Origin of the sequence: Actinocorallia sp. A-T 12471 (assembly GCF_033875155.1) — a bacterium.
In the GTDB taxonomy this organism is placed as follows: Bacteria; Actinomycetota; Actinomycetes; order Streptosporangiales; family Streptosporangiaceae; genus Actinocorallia.
Map to the genome: position 1 here is coordinate 78,960 of NZ_JAWZTE010000002.1, position 15,736 is coordinate 94,695.

The window sequence follows — 15,736 nt, forward strand, 5'->3', positions numbered from 1 at the left end:
AGCCCGCGCCTCCCGGGTCGGGCGGCGCGGGCTCAGGGGCAGGGCTCAGGTCGTGCGGGCCGCGGCCGTGAGGTGACGGCTGACGCGCTTGATCAGGAGCGCCATCTCGTAGGCCACCTGGGCGGCCTGGGGGCCCGCGTCGGCGAGGACGGCCAGGCAGGTGCCCGTCCCGGCGGGCAGGACGAAGAAGAGCCTGTCGTCGAGCTCGATGACCGCCTGGTTGACCCGCTCGGCCGAGTAGTGCTCGGCCGCGCCGCGCGCGAGGCTGTGGAAGCCCGACGACAGCGCCGCGAGGAACTGGGCGTCCTCGGCTGACATGTTGCGGGACGCGGCCATGACCAGGCCGTCGCGGGACAGCAGGAGCGCGTGGTGGACGGGGACGACCCGGTCGACCAGGTCGTCCAGCAGCCAGTTGAGTTCGCCGGTCACGGTCTCTTCCGTTCGTCAGTCGGGTCGTCGCCCTGCCCGTCGCGTCCGAGCGCCCAGCCGTACTGGAGCGAGGACATGAGGGCGCGGCTTGACTCGGGGTCTGGTTCCTCGAAGTCGTCCTCGGGCGGGGGCGGCGTGGTCGACGTGCGCAGTTGCGGCGCCATGCTCTGCTGCTTGCGGCGGCGCGGAAGCCGTCCGGTCTGCTCGGGGGTCGCGTCCGGCTCGAAGCGGTTGTCGGCGGCGCGCGCGGGGGCGGGCAGCGGCGCGGGACGCCGTTCGGGGACCGCCGTGACGGCCGGGGCGGGCTGCGGCGTAGGACGTCCGGCGTCTACGGCGGGCCTGGACGGCGCGTCCTGGACGGTCAAAGACGACGGGATGAGGACGACCGCCGTGGTGCCTCCGTAAGCCGACGGCTGGAGGGCGACCCGGATGTTGTGCCGCGCGGCGAGGCGCGCGACGACGAACAGGCCGAGCCTGTCGGAGTCGGCGAGGTCGAACTCCGGCGGTTCCGCCAGCCTGCGGTTCAGTTCCGCGAGCTGGTCCGGGTAGAGGCCGAGGCCGCGGTCGATGATCTCCACGGCGAGCCCGTTCGCGACGGTCTCGGCCTTGACCAGCACCTCGGTGCCGGGCGGGGAGAACACCGTGGCGTTCTCGATGAGCTCGGCGAGCAGGTGGATGACGTCGGCGACGACCGCGCCGGTGATGGACGACGACCGCGAGACCGCGGGCTCCACGCGGGTGTAGTCCTCCACCTCGCCTATGGCGGCGCGGACTACGTCCTCGATGGGGACGGGATGGTCGAAGGCACGCACGGTCGGCTCCCCTGACAGGATCACCAGGCCCTCGGCGTGCCGCCGCATGCGGGTCGTCAGGTGATCGAGTTTGAACAGGTCGTCCAGCTCCTCGGGGCTGGATGCGCGGCGCTCCATGGTGTCGAGCAGCTGGAGCTGGCGCTGGAGAAGGCCCTGGCTGCGCCAGGAGAGGTTCACGAAGACCCTGCCGATGCTGCGGCGCAGCCGCGCCTCGCCGATCGCGACGTCGACGGCGGTGTGCTGGACCGTCGCGAACGCCTCGGCGACCGACGCGACCTCCTTGGTCCGCGCGCCGCCCGGCAGCGGCTGTTCTGCAAGGGACGTGTCGACGTTCTCGCCGGCCCGCAGCCGGGCGACGACGTCGGGCAGCCGTTCGTCGGCGAGGGTGTGCGCGGCGCTTTCCAGCACCCGCAGGTCGCCGGTCATGCTGCGCGCGAACCGCACCGACAGCAGCACCGACGCGACCACGGCGATGAGGCCGATGCCTCCGGCCGCGTAGAAGCGGAGCATGATCTGGTCGCCGACGGGTGCGATCCGGTCGTCGAGCATGGTGCTGATCTCGCCCATGTTCAGGTACCAGGCGGGCTCGACCTTGGCGATGACCTGCTTCCACTGGGCGGCGGTGACGCTCGCCTTGCCCGCGTTGACGCCGTTGAGCCGGATGTTCTTCTCGTAGGTCACGAATCCGGCGAACTCGGGGGACTTGGCGAACTCGTCGAGTTTGGCCCGGAGGTCGTCGTCGAGGCCCGCCGCGCCGAAGCGGAACATCTTGTCGCGGCTGTCGGCCCAGCCGTTGAACGCGCCGCGCTGGACCGAGTCGAACTTGCCGCCTTCGGGCAGGGTGGCGATGAGGGCCGACTCGCGCAGCATCAGGTCGTGCGAGTAGAGCACGTGCAGGACCGCGTTGCTGTTGCGGAAGGCGTCCATGTCGTCAACGCTGACCATGCCGGACAGCACCTCGAAGACGTTCTCCACGATGCGGCTGTACTCGTCGATGATCTCGACGGCGCCCGAGCCGTCGGAAGCCTTGCCGCGCAGGGCGGTGAGGTCGAGGAGCACGTCGTTGAGCGCCTTCACGCGGGCGCGGGACATGTCGTTCATCGCGTCCTGCGTCTCGTCGGAGAACGCCGAGTCGCGGAACGCCTGGACGATGCCGTCGGTGTAGGCGACCTGCTCGCCGAACTTCGGCGAGTGGGCGGCGGCCGACGCGCGTTCCTTCTGCATCGCGTCGATGACCGCGGCGGTCGGCAGGCCCATGTTGTCGTACTGGGTGTCGAAGTCGAACTTCGTCAGCGCGGCGGTCAGCGTGGTCACCGCCGCGAAGGACCAGAGGATGATCAGCGAGGCCAGCGGCAGCACAAGCAGGATGGCGAGTCTTCCGCTGACGGGCAGGACCCTGGGCCCGCTCCCGCCCTTCGCCGACGAACGTCTACCGCGCACCTCGCACCCCGTCCTCCTCCGATGGAAGCGTCATTCTCGTACGAGGCAACGTAGTTCTCGGACGGTCGGCAGACCACCATTTTGCCGGACTTAATACTAAATCGAAAGCAAGTTTAGATCACGCTGTGCGTCAACCGAGACGGTCTACGAGTCCCCAGGCCAACGCCGTTTCCGCGTCCAGAGGGGTGTTCGCCAAGGCGAGGTGCAGGGTGCGCCAGCGTCCGATGCGGCGCGGCAGGCTCACCGTGCCGCCCGCGCCGGGGATGAGGCCCATGGCGACCTCGGGAAGCCGGAACGTCGTCCCCGGCGACGCCACCACCGTGCCCGCGAACGCGGGGAGCTCCACGCCCGCGCCCACGCACGTGCCGTGGACGCGGACCGTGACGCGGTCACGCAGCCTGTGCAAAGGCAGCGCCACGCCCGCGCGCGTCCGCAGGAAGTGGGCGAGGGCCAGGTCGGCGGCCGTGCCGAACTCGGCGAGGTCGCCGCCCGCGGAGAACACCGGGCCCGCGCCGTCGAGCAGGACGCGGCGGACCGTCGGATCGAACTCCGCGACGGCGAGGGCCTCGACCAGGGCGTCGCGTACCTGGCGGCCGTAGGCGTTGCGCCGCTCTGGACGGTTCAGGGTGATGTGCAGGCTGTCGCCGTCTCTGCTGAGCAAGACGGGCTCGGCGACCTCCGCCGGAGGCAGGGCGTCGCCTCTGGTCGCCAGCCACGCGGCGAACTCACGGCCGGACAACAGGGTCGAGTAGGCGAACGACTCAAGGTCGAGCGCCTGCGCGACGTCAAGACGGACTCCCGCACGCAGCACCCCGCCGAGCGTGAAGGCGGCCTGAGGGTTGGCCTCCGCCTGACGCTGGAGGTGTTCGAGTTCGGCGCGGGGATCAGGCACCCCGACGTACGGGCGGGGAAGGGCACGTCCCGAACGCGCGAGCGTGAGGTCGAGGTAAGGGGCGAGCACACGGGCCGCCTCGGGAGGCGTCGCGCTGTCGGTGAGGCCGACGAGCACGCCGTCATGCGCGGCGAGGCGTTCGACGGCACGGCCGAGCGCGCCCGGCTCGCGTGGACCGTCGAGGACGACGCCGACGACCGGGGCGACCGGCGTCCCGTCCTCGCCCATCGCCCCCGCGCGCGCCACGCCGTCGGCGAGTTCCTCGACGGACACGACCGCGCCGACCATGGCCCCTCCCGCATGAAGATCATCGCCGCGGGCGAGTCTAGCCGCCTGCCCTGGATCGGCCGCGCCGGGGATTAGGCTCGCCCGCTAAGGCTCGGGGGTCAGGGAGGTGGCTGTGGAGAGCGTCGGAGGCGCGGCCGGGGCTTGGGCGCGCAGTGGCGTGGTCGCCCTGACGGGACGTGAGACGCCGCTCGTACCGCCCGGCGTAGGCGCGTGGACCGCTGACGCGCTCGCAAGGCGGTTCGCCGAGGCGACCGGCGTGGAGATGGACGGGGCTCGGCTGCTGTCCGAACGTGCCGCTTACACCGGCTTCGGACGGCGCGGAGCCGTCTCTGCAGGCGGGAGCTGCAGGCTCCTCCCCTGCGCGGACGGCTGGGCGGCGGTCTCCTGCGCGCGTGCCGACGACCCCGCTCTGCTCGCCGCCTTGGCGTTCGCCGAGCCCGGCGAAGACGTCTGGGCCGCTACCGCGCGGTGGCTGCGCGACCACACCGGCGCGGACCTCAACGAACGTGCCGAGCTGCTGGGCGTCGCCGCGGGCGCGGTGCGGCGGCCGCGCACTCCCCTGCCGCCCCTGCCCGGCCGTCCCCGGTCCGTCGCGGGGACCCTTGTCGTCGACTTCAGCGCGCTGTGGGCGGGACCCCTGTGCGCCAACCTCCTGGGGCTCGCGGGAGCGCGCGTGGTGAAGGTGGAGACGCCGACGCGGCCTGACGGGGCGCGCCGGGGGAACCCGACCTTCTACGACCTCCTGCACGCCGGCCACGCCTCGGTGGTGCTCGACCCGGACACCTCCGGGGGGCGACGCGCGCTCGCCGCCCTGGTGGCCGCCGCCGACATCGTCATCGAGGCGTCGCGGCCGCGCGCGCTGGCCCGCTGGGGGCTCGACGCGGAGGCCGCGGCGGCGTCCGGCACCACATGGGTCTCGATCACCGCGCACGGGCGCGGCTCGGACAGGATCGGCTTCGGCGACGACGTCGCGGCGTCGTCCGGGCTCGTCGCGCGGGACGCTGAGGGGCCCGTCTTCGTCGGGGACGCCTTCGCCGACCCTCTGACCGGGCTTACGGCCGCCGTCCTTGCCGCGTCGGAGCCGCCTTCCGGGGACGGGGTCCTGTGGGACCTGTCCATGACCGACGTGGTGGCGGCCACCGTCCCGGAGTCGGATAGCGGGATCTCCACGCGGGCCGTTCATGCGCGCTCGGGGTGGGTGGTAGAGACGCCGGACGGGGCGGTTCCCGTAGCCGCTCCCCTGCCTAGGGAGGCCGTACGGGTGGCGGCCTCTGCTTCGGGGGCGGACACCGCTTCCGTCCTCGGCTCCCTGGGGATCGCCCTTCCCTGACGCGGGCGGGCCCGTGGCGTCACCGTAGGGTGAGGACGTGGGTGGGAAGGGCGTACGCGGGACGCTGCTGCGGGACGTCGAACTCGACGGAAGACTGCGCGCCGACGTGCGGGTGCGCGACGGCGTCGTCCACGAGGTCGGGGACGCGCTCCCGTCTGACGGCGACGAAGTGCTCGCATGCGAGGGCCGCGCCCTCATCCCCGGACTGTGCGACCACCACGTGCACCTGCTCGCGCTCGCGGCAGTCCGCCGCTCGGTCGGGTGCGGGCCGCCCGAGGTGACCGACGCCGAGGCGCTCCGCGCGGCCCTCAGCGCGGCCGAGCCGGGACCGGACGGGTGGGTCCGGGGCGTGGGGTACGTCGAGACCGTCGCGGGCGACCTCGACGCCGCTGCGCTCGACGGGTTCCGCGCGGACGTGCCGGTCCGGCTCCAGCACCGCAGCGGCGCGCTGTGGATGCTGAACTCCGCCGCGGTGCGCGCCGCGGAAGTGGCGTCCGGGGAACATCCCGGGATCGAACTGGACGAGAGCGGCATACCTACCGGGCGGCTCTGGCGGGCGGACGGATGGCTGCGCACCCGTCTGCCGGACGAGGGCGGCACGGGCCTCGCCGAGGTCGGATCCGCGCTCAGCGCGCTGGGCGTCACCTCGGTCACCGACGCGACGCCCGACCTCGCGCCCGAGGCCGTCGCGCTGCTCGCGCGGGCACGGGCGTCCGGCGCGCTGCCGCAGCGGGTGCGCCTGCTCGGCGCGGCAGGTCCGCTGCCGGAGGGTCTTACGTCCGGGCCCGAGAAGATCGTCATCGCCGACTCCGCGCTCCCGTCACTCGACGGCCTAACCGCGCGTATCGCCGCCGCCCATCAGACCGGACGCCCTGTCGCCGCCCACTGCGTCACGTACGCGGCGCTTGTGCTGTTCCTGGTGGCCGTCGAGGCGGCGGGTCCGCTGCGCGGCGACCGGATCGAGCACGCCGCGCTCGTACCGTCGGAGCTTCTCGACACCATCCGACGGCTCGGCCTACGCGTCGTCACACAACCCGGCTTCTTGGCCGACCGGGGAGACGACTACCTGCGCGACATCCCTACGGCTGACCACGGCGACCTTTACCGCTGCGCGTCCCTGCTCGACGCGGGCGTCCCACTCGCCCTGTCGAGCGACGCGCCCTACGGGCCGCTCGATCCGTGGGCGGTCATGGACGCGGCGGTCCGGCGGCGGACCCGTCGCGGGGCGGTCGTGGGGGCGGCGGAGCGGATCGGGGCGCGCGCGGCCCTGAACGCCTACCTCGCGCCCTCCGACGACCCCGGCGGCCCCCCGCGCCGCGTCACACCGGGTGCGCCCGCCGATCTCGTGCTCCTGGCCGCCCCGCTCGCCGACGCCCTCGCCGGGCTCCCCCGCTCGCCGGTCGAGGCGGTATTCCTCGACGGCCGGCGCGCGCGCTGATTCCGGCGACATCCACCCGACGGCAAATCACCACTTACCCCTTGGCTAAGGTCGCAGGCGTAAGCACGACGTCTTGCTCGGGGCGCGACCCGGCAGGACAAGCAGGACGGCAAGGGGGCCGACGTGGGCGCGTTGCGGGACATCCTCGATCTGGAGCGGCTCGACGACCTCCTCTTCCGAGGTCCCGCCTCCCCGACCCGCAACACGCGGATCTTCGGCGGCGAGGTCGCCGCCCAGGCCCTCATGGCCGCCGGACGCACCGTGCCGGCCGACAGGCACGTCCACTCCCTGCACGCGTACTTCCTGCGGCCTGGCGACCCTGCGATCCCGATCGTCTACCAGGTGGACCCCATCCGCGACGGCGGCAGCTTCACCACGCGGCGCACCGTCGCGATCCAGCACGGCAAGCCGATCTTCCACCTCTCGGCGTCCTTCCACCGGCCCGAGGAGGGCTTCTCGCACCAGCCCGCCAAGACCGACAGGCCGGAACCCGAGGACCTTCCCACCGGCGACGAGGTGCTCGCCTCCGCCGACAAGGCCACGCGCGACTGGTTCGAGCGGGTGCACGGCAACAGCCCACTGGAGATCCGGTTCGCGGAGGAACTGCCCAGGTTCGCGGCGTTGCGCGGGGAAAGCGCCCCCGCCGTCCAGCGGTTCTGGTTCCGCACCCATGAGGCGCTTCCCGACGACGACCCCCTCATGCACGCCTGCGCGGTCACGTACGCGTCGGACCTTCTGCTGCTCAGCAGCTCGGTCGCACCGCACGCCACGACCCTCGACAGCGGCGGCCTCCAGTTCGCCAGCCTCGACCACACGCTCTGGCTGCACGGGGTCCCGCGCGCCGACGACTGGATCTTCTACGACCAGGAGGGCATCTGGGCGGGTGGAGCGCGCGCGCTTTGCCGAGGCTCCTTGTCCGACCGTTCTCACCGGCTCCTTGGCAACGTCATGCAGGAGGGCCTTATCCGTCCGGTGAGGTGAGGCGTCAGACGGCGTCGTAGGCGCGCAGCGTCAGCAGGGCCGCAAGGGTGACGCCCGGACGTGCCTCGGAAGCCGTCGTCGAAGACCACTGCACCCAACGGATCGGCCATCCGCCGTCAGCCTCCTGGGACTCCTGAAGATGGCGAAGGCTCAGGTCCATCTCGGCGTCGGAGAACCACGCGCGGGCGACGCTGCCGGGGAACGCCGCGTAGTCGTGCGGCATGTGCAGCTCACCCGGCCCGTAGCCGGGCGACAGCCGCGCCTCCTCGGGCCGCTCGGGGTCGAGCAGCACGATCCGCTGCTCCCTGACGAGCTCGCCGAGCCGCGCGGCCTGGCCTTCCGCCCACGCCCGGTCGGAGGCGCCGTCGAGGAACGCGACTGCCGCGCCGACCTCGTACGGGTGGGATTCCTTGAGCGTCTCGATCGCCGTCCGGCAGAACGCCTCGGCCTTCCGCAGCCACGGGTGCTCGACGCCGTGGCGCAGCAGCGGGCCCGCGATCTGACCCGTGGTGAGCAGATCACCGCGGGGGTCGTCGGCGACGGGCATGAACGGCGGGTGCGGATACCGCCGCAGCGACGGCAGGACCGCCGGGACGCCGCCGTCGGGGTCGGCCCGCTCGGCGAGCCAGTCGCACAGCGCGACAAGCCGCTCCTCGCGCGCCTGCCCGATCTCCTCGAGCACCCGCAGCGCCGACGGGACCGCGATCGGCTGGCCCTCGGGGCCCCGGATGTCGGGGTCGAGGCCGAACGCGTAGCCGCCCTCCTCGTCGGCGTAGGCGTCGAGTGCGGCGAGCACCCCTGACGCCGTTCCCGACCCGAACAGGTAGGCGAACCTGCGCTGTTCGAGCACCCTTCCCGACGTCCACAGGAAGCCGCCCGCGCTCTCGATCACCGTCTCGCTCAACCAACCCATAGGTCGCACCGTAAGCCGCCGGACGGGGTCGCGTCACCCGCGCGCGGGCGTGTCCTCACGGGTTCGGGGGCGGAAAGCGAGAAACCCCTCCCGGAGGAGGGGTCCTACCGGTCTCCCGGACGGGGCTCGTCACCAGTCGTGCCAGTAGCCCCAGCGGTCTCCGTACCACCATTCGTCGAAGTCGCAGTCGAAAGTGTCGCCCCAGCGGTCGGAGCACCAGTAGGGACCACCGGACGTCGGGGCCGTCGAAGCCGACGCCGATGTGGCGGGCGCGGCCACGAGGACCCCGCCCACAAGCGCGCCCGCGACAGCCAACCCGCGAGCGGAGCGCGATGCACTCATCACAAGCCTCCTCAAATCACTCGGAGTGACCTTCAACTCCACTGTCACACGACCCACCGTGATCCACACAAGCGATTACAGCCACCCAAACCACCACATAAGCCGCATTTGCCACAAACCACGCAAATACCCCAACCGCTCCCCCGTCCCGTTGCCGTCCCACAACCCCCCGACACCCCACCCGAACCCAGTTCACCCACCCACTCCCCGAGCGCCCGCACTCCCCGCCCGACCCGCCCGCTCCCCGAGCGCGCCCGCGTTCCCCGCCCGACTCGCCGCGGCACGCGGGCAGCGCTCCAGAGAGGCGGTGAGAGGGCCGTGGAGTCCGCAGTCCGGCGGACGCCGGGATCGTGGGCTTTGGAGTCCGCGGTCCCGGCGGGCTACGGGATCGTGGGCCTTGGAGTCCGCAGTCCCGGCGGACGGAGGGATCGTGGCCTTAAAGTCCGCGTCCCGGCGGGCTAGGGGACCGTGGGCCTTGGAGTCCGCAGTCCCGGCAGGCTACGGGATAGGGCGGCGGGGTGGGGCGGGCGGCGGGGTGGGCCGCCCGCCCGGGGGTCACTCGGCCGGGGTGTCGGCCGGGCGGTTGGGACGCCAGAAGACGGCGAGGAGGGCTGCCGCGCCGAGCACGCCCGCGCCCGCCGTGACGGCAAGGCCGGTGAGGCCGGACAGGCCGTCCTCGATGCCGATGACGGCGTCGAGGGAGTACGCGCCGCCGCCGAGCACGCCGAGGGCGCACGCGGTGAGGATCAGCACGAGCACGTACTCGTAGCCCTGGCCGGGCCGGAAGATGAAAAAGCCGTTGCGCAGGTGCGCGGTGACCAGCGCGACGGCCATCGTGCCGACGGCTCCGGCCGCGGCGAGCGGCGTCAGCAGCCCGAGCAGCAGCAGGACGCCGGCGCCGAGTTCGGTGCCCGTCGCGGCGAGCGCGTGCAGCATGCCGGGACGCAGGCCGATCGACGCGAACCAGCCTGCGGTGCCGGGCAGCTTGCCGCCGCCGAAGGCGTGGTTCCAGCCGTGCGCGATGAGGACGATGCCCAGGGTTGCCCTGAGGATCGCGGACGCAAGGTCGATGCTCTCCATGTGACCTCGTTCGGGGGGGAGAAGACGGATGGGTCAGCGCGGGCGAACGTGAGCCAGATTACGCCGAAAGGAACAAGGGCCCTTCTACCGCCCCCCGGCCGGTGTTAGCGTCGCGCGCATGCGACAGCGACGCGCACCCTCCCTGAGCGGACGGCGGGTGCTGATCACCGGGGCGGCGCGCGGCATCGGCGCAGCCCTGGCCCGCCGCCTGCACGAGCGCGGAGCCCGGGTCGTGCTCGCCGGGCTCGAACCCGAGCTGCTCGCCGAGGTCGCGGCGGACTGCGGCGACGCCCCCTTCCGGCCCGTCGACGTCACCGCGCGCGCCGATCTGGCCGAAGCCGTCGCCGACCTCGCGGGCCCGCTCGGCGGCCTCGACGTAGTCGTCGCCAACGCCGGGATCGCCAGGCAGTGGCCGGTGGCCGAAGGCGACCCCGAGATCCTCACCAAGACCCTCGAGGTGAACGTCCTCGGCACCGTGCACACCCTCCAGGCGGCGCTCCCGCACCTGTCCCATCCGCGCGGCTATGCCCTGCTCGTCTCCTCTCTCTCCGCCGCCGTCCACGCGCCCCTTCTCGGCGCGTACAGCGCCTCAAAGGCCGCCGTCGAGGCCCTCGGCAACACCCTCCGCATCGAGCTCGCGTCAACCGGCGCGCGCGTCGGCGTCGCCTACTTCGCCGAACTCGACACCGACATGACGCGCCGCGGCTTCGGCACCGAGGCCGCCTCCCTCCTGCGCACCCCCACCTCGGTCCTTGCCGGCGTCACCCCCCTCCCCGTCGCGATCGACGCCCTGGAACACGGCATCGCCTGGCGCTCCCGCACCATCTGCTCCCCCCGCTGGGTGGCCCCCCTTCTCCCCCTCCGCACCCTCGCCCAACACCTCCTGGAAACCACCCTCCCCCCCACCATCCCCAACGCAGTAGCCCTCGCCACCACCGAACCCGCCCCCTTCACCACCCCCCAACCCCCCACCCCCTAACCCCCCACTCCCCTGTCACCCCCCAACACCATAAAACCCAAACCCCCACCCCCACCTCCCTCACACGAGGGATGCGCAAGCCCACCCACCAGCCCAAATTCCCCCCAAGCACACAAGCTCAAAAACTCACAAACCGAGCCCCCACCCTCAGCACAACCCAGCCACAACCCAGCCCAAGCACCAAGCACCAAGCACCAAGCACCAAGCACCAAGCACCAAGCACCACCGACGCGAACCAGACAAGACACGGCTGAGGCACAAGCCACGCGCCGGACACGAAACGGGGCGAGACTGAGACGGGCGCGAGGCGCGGCGCGAGGCAGGGCGCGGGCGCGGGCAGGCAAGACACGCGGTGGGAAGCGAGCGGGATGGGCTACGAGGCGAGGCGCAGAGCGCGACGCACGTGGGGAGCGAGGCGGGGCTCAGACGCGACGCGGACGCGAGGCGCGGCGCGACGCTGGCACGAGGCAGGGCGCGGCGCTGGCACGAGGCGGGCGTGAGGCGCGGCCGTGAAACGCGACGCGGGCGTGATGCGGGCGCAGGGCGCGACGCGGCGCGGGCGGACGCGGGGTGGGGTGCAGCGTGGGTGGGAGGTGGGGTGAGGTGGGAGGAGGGGTGGGGTGGGTGGGTTAGGGGGTTAGGAAGGAGGTGGTAAGGGGGAGGGCGGGGTTGGGGGTGGGGGTGGGGGCGTGGGGGATGAGGGCGGCGAAGGCGAGGTCGGCGCGGTAGCCGATGAACCAGGAGTGGGGTGCGCCGGAGGCGGTTTCGGCGGTGCCGGTCTTGCCGTGGGTGCCCGAGGGGAGGGCTACGGAGGCGGCGGTGCCTGAGGTGACGACGGCGGACATCATGGTGCGGAGGGGGGCTAGGACGTCGGCAGGGAGTTTGCGGGGGTCGGGGACCTTCTCGCCGTTCTTCCAGTAGGCGTCGGCGGGGAACATGATGGGCGAGCGCCAGGTGCCCGACGCGACGGCGGCGGCGACCGCGGCCATCGCGAGCGGGGAGGCCATGACCCTGCCCTGGCCGATGCTCGCCTCGGCGAGGTCCGCGGTGCCCGAGGGCTCGGGGAAGCTCGCGCGGACCGCGTTGATGGCGAACGGCCGGTTGAAGCCGAACATCTCGGCGGCCGCCGTCATGCCCGCGGCACCTGCCCGGTTCACGCCGAGGTCGGCGAACGTCGTGTTGCAGGACTTCGCGAACGCCGTCCGCAGCGAGGTCGACCCGAGGGCGAGCCCATTGTGGTTGGGGATGGTGCGCTCGCCGATCAGGACCGTGGCGGGGCAGGCCACCCCCGACGACGCCGACAGCCCCGACGTGACGAGCGCCGCCGCGGTGACGATCTTGAAGGTGGAGCCCGGCGGATAGGTGATCTGGCTGGCCGCCAGGGAGCCCACCGTGTCGGCGAGGGCGACGATCTCACCCGTGGACGGCCGCAGCGCGACGAGGATCGCGGGCGAGGCCGCGGCGGCGACCGCCTTGTCGGCCGCGGCCTGGAGGTCCTCGTCCAGGGTGGTGGGACGCCGTGCGGCGGTCGGCTCGCTGAAGATCTTGACGGGCCGCCCGTCGAGGAAGACCCCCCAGCCCAACTCCTCCTCTCCCGAGGCGTACTGCCCGGTCAGCGCGTCGAGATACTGCCTGACGCCCGCGGTGTCGGGGATCTCCCCGCCGCCCGCGTAGGTGGCCACGCCTCCCCCGCCTCCGGGGATCTCCCGGAGTTGCAGCAGGCCGCCCTTCTTGAGTTCCGGGACGAGGGTCGCCGGGCTCCATATGACGCGCCAGCGCCGGTCCACGACCTTCATCCGCAGGGTCGAGCGCACGGTCCACTTGCCGGGAGGCAGGGTGCGCGACGCCGTGAACTCCGCCTTCGCCTCGTTCTCGGCGGACCGCACGGCGGGCTCGGGCTTGAGCAGGAGCGAGGAGACCCGGAGCGCCTTGCTGAAGGCCCGGTGCTGCTCGACGAAGTCCGCGGGCGGGGCTGCCGCGAGTTCGCGCATCGAGTGGAAGTCCCCTGCCTGCCAGTACGCGAAGTAGGACGTCGCGAGTTCCTTCGGGTCTCCTTCGATCCTGAGGCGCAGGTAGAGGCCGCCGCCCGCGGACGCGACAAGCACGGTTCCCACAATGATCGCCAGCCAGCGCACGCCCGACCTCCGGCCCTGAGAAGTTCAGCGCAGGCAATCTAGGACACAGAACACCCTTTCGGACAGGGATCTTGGAAATCTCCCGTTGAACCGTCGCCTTCCCGGCCTTCCGGACCGCTGCCCTACGATGGCCGCAGCACACGCCCACGGAGGGGATGGAATGTCGGGGAACGTAAGGCCGATCACGCTCATCGGGGACCCGGTCCTGCACCGGCCGCTGAAGGAGGTGACGGAGTTCGACGACGCCCTGCGGGAGCTCGCCGACGACATGTTCGCCAGCATGTACGCGGCCAACGGGGTCGGGCTCGCCGCCAACCAGATCGGCGTCGACCTGCGGATCTTCGTCTACGACTGCACCGACGACCACGGGGAGCAGCACAAGGGCGTCGTGGTGAACCCGACGATCGAGTACCCCGACAGGAACCGGACGCTCGACAACGACTCCGAGGGCTGTCTTTCCGTCCCCGGGCCCTACGCCGACGTCGCGCGAGTCGACCACGTGCACTGCCACGGGTTCGACCTCGACGGCAACCCGATCTCGCTGCACGGCACGGGCCAGCTCGCGCGCTGCTTCCAGCACGAGACCGACCACCTTGAGGGCAAGCTCTACGTGGACCGGATCCCCGCGAAGGCGCGCAAGCAGGTGCTGCGGGAGTACGAGGCGCGCAAGGCCGAGACGGCCTCCTGAGCCGCGCGCCAGGCGCGCGGCCGCCCCGGCGACGCGTGCTCTTCAGCCTGGTGAGAGGGTCTCGCGCAGCATCCGCGTGAGGCCCTCGACCCGTTCCAGGGTCTGCTGGAACAGGCGGTGGGCCTCCTCGAGCTGCTCCAGGGCCGCGTCGATCGGCGCCTCGTCGTCGGCCAGCAGAATCTCGGCGAACAGCACCTCGGTGGCGGCCAGGACGCCGGTCGCCGCGCCGCGCGCGACGCCGCCCTTCATCTCGGTGAGCTGGCGGACGGTGCGCATGAGGCGTTTCAGCACCATGGTCGGGTGCTGGCCCGGCGGCGCGGCGGAGCGGTACCCGGCGTCGAAGCGCGCCCAGTCCCGGTACATCCCGCCGGGTCCGGCGAGTTGTTCGACGGTCGCCAGCAGCCGGCCGACCGCGTACGCGTCGTCTCCCGGGCCCAGCGGACGCTCGGCGGGCCGCAGCAGGGCGAGCGCACGTCGCACGGCCCGCGGTTCGAGTTCGACTTTTTCTCGCTTCATCCCGATCACTCCTCAGCTCGTTGGCACCATCCTGGCCTCCTGTCAACCCCCAGAACCGACCGAACCCGATTCTGTGGATAACTTTTCGCAGCGATCCAAACACCCAACGTGCTCACCTAGCGCGCTACTCGTCGCGACCCCGAGACCGCGTGACGGGCAGGCCGCCAGGCGGCTGGACGCCGAGGAAAGCTAGGGTGTCCCGGAGTCCACGCCTGGCGCGGACCATCAGGAGATCAACCTTGAAAGCTCACAAAGAGCACAATTCGCAGGGGGTCGCGCGCGTGGTCGAGTTCGGTCCGGAGGCCGTCGAGTTCTGGCGGGAGTGGCACATCTGCACCCTGACGACGCTGCGCCCGGACGGCACCCCGCACGTCGTCCCGGTCGGCGTGACGCTCGACGCCGACGCCGGCGTCGCCCGGATCATCTGCGACGGCGGATCACGCAAGGCGAGGAACGCCGCCCTGCCGGGCGCCCGCGCCGTCGTCTGCCAGGTCGACAAAGGCCGGTACACGACGCTGGAGGGCACCGCGTCGGTGCTGACCGACCCCGAGTCCGTGGCCGACGCCGTGCGCAGGTACACCGAGCGGTACCGGGAGCCGAGGGTGAACCCGAACCGGGTCGTCATCGAGATCGCGATCGACCGGGTGATCGGCACCGTCAGGTGACGGTGTACTTCATCGGGGCGGGGCCCGGCGCGCCCGACCTGATCACCGTGCGCGCGCAACGGATCATCGCCGCGGCCCCCGTCTGCCTGTACGCGGGGGCGCTCGTGCCCGCCGAGCTGCTGGACGGCTGCCCGGCCGGGGCGCGCAAGGTGGACACCGCCGAGCTCGACCTCGACCAGATCCTCGCCGAGCTGACCGCCGCCCACGAGGCGGGCCGCGACGTGGCGCGCCTGCACTCCGGCGACCCGTCGGTGTTCAGCGCGATGGCCGAGCAGATGCGCCGTCTCGACGCCGCGGGGATCCCCTACGAGGTCGTGCCCGGCGTCCCTGCGTTCGCCGCCGCCGCGGCGTCGCTGCGGCGTGAGCTGACGGTCCCCGGCGTCGGCCAGACCGTGGTGCTGACGCGCACGGCGGCACGGGCCACCCCGATGCCCGAAGGCGAGGACCTGCCTTCGCTGGCGCGCAGCCGCTCGACCATGGTGCTGCACCTCGCCGTGCAGCGGATCGACGAGGTCGTCGCGGACCTGCTGCCGTCCTACGGGGACGACTGCCCGTCCGCCGTCGTCGCATACGCGTCACGGCGTGACGAGATCATCCTGCGCGGTCGTCTCGCGGACTTGCCTTCGCTCGTGCGTGAGGCGGGGATCAAGCGGACCGCGGTGATCATCGTCGGCAGGGTGCTCGCCGCCGAGAACTTCCCCGACAGCCACCTGTACTCGCCCGCGCGCTCGCGGCACTGAGCGCGTAACCGTCCGAGCGCTTACGTGGACGCGCCCTGCCTGAGGGCTCCGGTGGTTCGCCCGACGCC

The 15,736-nt window shown here is 72.3% G+C and carries 15 protein-coding genes; 7 read left to right on the forward strand and 8 right to left on the reverse strand.

What is annotated here, in order from left to right:
• Positions 1–45: 45 nt before the first annotated feature.
• From R9X44_RS05525 to R9X44_RS05535, 3 genes are all read right to left on the reverse strand, one after another.
• Positions 46–429 carry a roadblock/LC7 domain-containing protein gene (locus R9X44_RS05525; protein ID WP_319812878.1) on the reverse strand — a complete coding sequence of 128 codons (384 nt, stop codon included), beginning with the start codon at positions 427–429 and terminating at the stop codon, positions 46–48.
• The gene (locus R9X44_RS05530) at positions 426–2,681 is read right to left on the reverse strand and encodes an ATP-binding protein (RefSeq protein ID WP_319812879.1); all 2,256 of its coding nucleotides are present in this window, start codon (positions 2,679–2,681) and stop codon (positions 426–428) included. The genes R9X44_RS05525 and R9X44_RS05530 overlap by 4 nt, the downstream gene beginning before the upstream one ends.
• A 130-nt stretch (positions 2,682–2,811) precedes the next feature.
• Positions 2,812–3,861, reverse strand: a complete 1,050-nt coding sequence (locus R9X44_RS05535; RefSeq protein WP_319812880.1) for an enoyl-CoA hydratase/isomerase family protein — start codon at positions 3,859–3,861, stop codon at positions 2,812–2,814.
• A gap of 112 nt (positions 3,862–3,973) precedes the next feature.
• Between R9X44_RS05535 and R9X44_RS05540 the strand changes: the two genes are divergently transcribed.
• The 3 genes from R9X44_RS05540 (at position 3,974) to R9X44_RS05550 (ending at position 7,610) form a co-directional block, all read left to right on the forward strand.
• The gene (locus R9X44_RS05540) at positions 3,974–5,191 is read left to right on the forward strand and encodes a CoA transferase (protein ID WP_319812881.1); all 1,218 of its coding nucleotides are present in this window, start codon (positions 3,974–3,976) and stop codon (positions 5,189–5,191) included.
• A 37-nt stretch (positions 5,192–5,228) separates the two neighbouring features.
• Entirely contained in the window at positions 5,229–6,629 is a 1,401-nt protein-coding gene (locus R9X44_RS05545; RefSeq protein ID WP_319812882.1) for an amidohydrolase family protein, read from the forward strand.
• 123 nt (positions 6,630–6,752) lie between these two features.
• Positions 6,753–7,610: an acyl-CoA thioesterase gene (locus tag R9X44_RS05550; RefSeq protein ID WP_319812883.1), complete on the forward strand. Its 858-nt coding sequence runs from the start codon at positions 6,753–6,755 to the stop codon at positions 7,608–7,610.
• 4 nt (positions 7,611–7,614) lie between these two features.
• Here the strand turns inward: R9X44_RS05550 and R9X44_RS05555 are convergent, their stop codons facing one another.
• The 3 genes from R9X44_RS05555 to R9X44_RS05565 form a co-directional block, all read right to left on the reverse strand.
• Positions 7,615–8,523 (reverse strand): hypothetical protein, encoded by a 909-nt coding sequence (locus tag R9X44_RS05555; RefSeq protein WP_319812884.1) that lies wholly within the window; start codon positions 8,521–8,523, stop codon positions 7,615–7,617.
• Between the two features lie 129 nt (positions 8,524–8,652).
• Positions 8,653–8,865: a hypothetical protein gene (locus tag R9X44_RS05560; RefSeq protein WP_319812885.1), complete on the reverse strand. Its 213-nt coding sequence runs from the start codon at positions 8,863–8,865 to the stop codon at positions 8,653–8,655.
• A 555-nt stretch (positions 8,866–9,420) separates the two neighbouring features.
• Complete coding sequence (locus R9X44_RS05565) at positions 9,421–9,945, reverse strand: DoxX family protein (protein WP_319812886.1); 525 nt, start codon at positions 9,943–9,945, stop codon at positions 9,421–9,423.
• A 118-nt stretch (positions 9,946–10,063) separates the two neighbouring features.
• On the opposite strand from R9X44_RS05565, the gene R9X44_RS05570 reads away from it, so the two are divergent.
• A complete protein-coding gene (locus R9X44_RS05570; protein WP_319812887.1) occupies positions 10,064–10,924 on the forward strand; it encodes an SDR family NAD(P)-dependent oxidoreductase in 861 nt (286 codons plus the stop codon).
• A 629-nt stretch (positions 10,925–11,553) separates the two neighbouring features.
• Here the strand turns inward: R9X44_RS05570 and R9X44_RS05575 are convergent.
• Positions 11,554–13,029 (reverse strand): penicillin-binding transpeptidase domain-containing protein, encoded by a 1,476-nt coding sequence (locus tag R9X44_RS05575; protein ID WP_319812888.1) that lies wholly within the window; start codon positions 13,027–13,029, stop codon positions 11,554–11,556.
• Positions 13,030–13,219: 190 nt separating this feature from the next.
• Between R9X44_RS05575 and def the strand changes: the two genes are divergently transcribed.
• Positions 13,220–13,747, forward strand: a complete 528-nt coding sequence (gene def / locus R9X44_RS05580; RefSeq protein WP_319812889.1) for a peptide deformylase — start codon at positions 13,220–13,222, stop codon at positions 13,745–13,747.
• Positions 13,748–13,789: 42 nt separating this feature from the next.
• Here the strand turns inward: def and R9X44_RS05585 are convergent, their stop codons facing one another.
• Entirely contained in the window at positions 13,790–14,263 is a 474-nt protein-coding gene (locus tag R9X44_RS05585) for a hypothetical protein (protein WP_319812890.1), read from the reverse strand.
• A 239-nt stretch (positions 14,264–14,502) separates the two neighbouring features.
• On the opposite strand from R9X44_RS05585, the gene R9X44_RS05590 reads away from it, so the two are divergent.
• Both R9X44_RS05590 and cobM read left to right on the forward strand, forming a co-directional pair.
• Positions 14,503–14,928 carry a pyridoxamine 5'-phosphate oxidase family protein gene (locus R9X44_RS05590; protein WP_413774910.1) on the forward strand — a complete coding sequence of 142 codons (426 nt, stop codon included), beginning with the start codon at positions 14,503–14,505 and terminating at the stop codon, positions 14,926–14,928.
• Positions 14,925–15,668 carry a precorrin-4 C(11)-methyltransferase gene (cobM, locus tag R9X44_RS05595; protein ID WP_319812891.1) on the forward strand — a complete coding sequence of 248 codons (744 nt, stop codon included), beginning with the start codon at positions 14,925–14,927 and terminating at the stop codon, positions 15,666–15,668. Before R9X44_RS05590 ends, cobM begins: the two co-directional genes overlap by 4 nt.
• Positions 15,669–15,736: the final 68 nt, after the last annotated feature.

Coding starts and splice junctions, on each gene's coding strand:
- def (WP_319812889.1), top strand. CDS start 13,220: ATGTCGGGGAACGTAAGGCCGATCACGCTCATCGGGGACCCGGTCCTG.
- R9X44_RS05535 (WP_319812880.1), bottom strand. CDS start 3,861: ATGGTCGGCGCGGTCGTGTCCGTCGAGGAACTCGCCGACGGCGTGGCG.
- R9X44_RS05555 (WP_319812884.1), bottom strand. CDS start 8,523: ATGGGTTGGTTGAGCGAGACGGTGATCGAGAGCGCGGGCGGCTTCCTG.
- R9X44_RS05560 (WP_319812885.1), bottom strand. CDS start 8,865: ATGAGTGCATCGCGCTCCGCTCGCGGGTTGGCTGTCGCGGGCGCGCTT.
- R9X44_RS05570 (WP_319812887.1), top strand. CDS start 10,064: ATGCGACAGCGACGCGCACCCTCCCTGAGCGGACGGCGGGTGCTGATC.
- R9X44_RS05585 (WP_319812890.1), bottom strand. CDS start 14,263: ATGAAGCGAGAAAAAGTCGAACTCGAACCGCGGGCCGTGCGACGTGCG.
- R9X44_RS05565 (WP_319812886.1), bottom strand. CDS start 9,945: ATGGAGAGCATCGACCTTGCGTCCGCGATCCTCAGGGCAACCCTGGGC.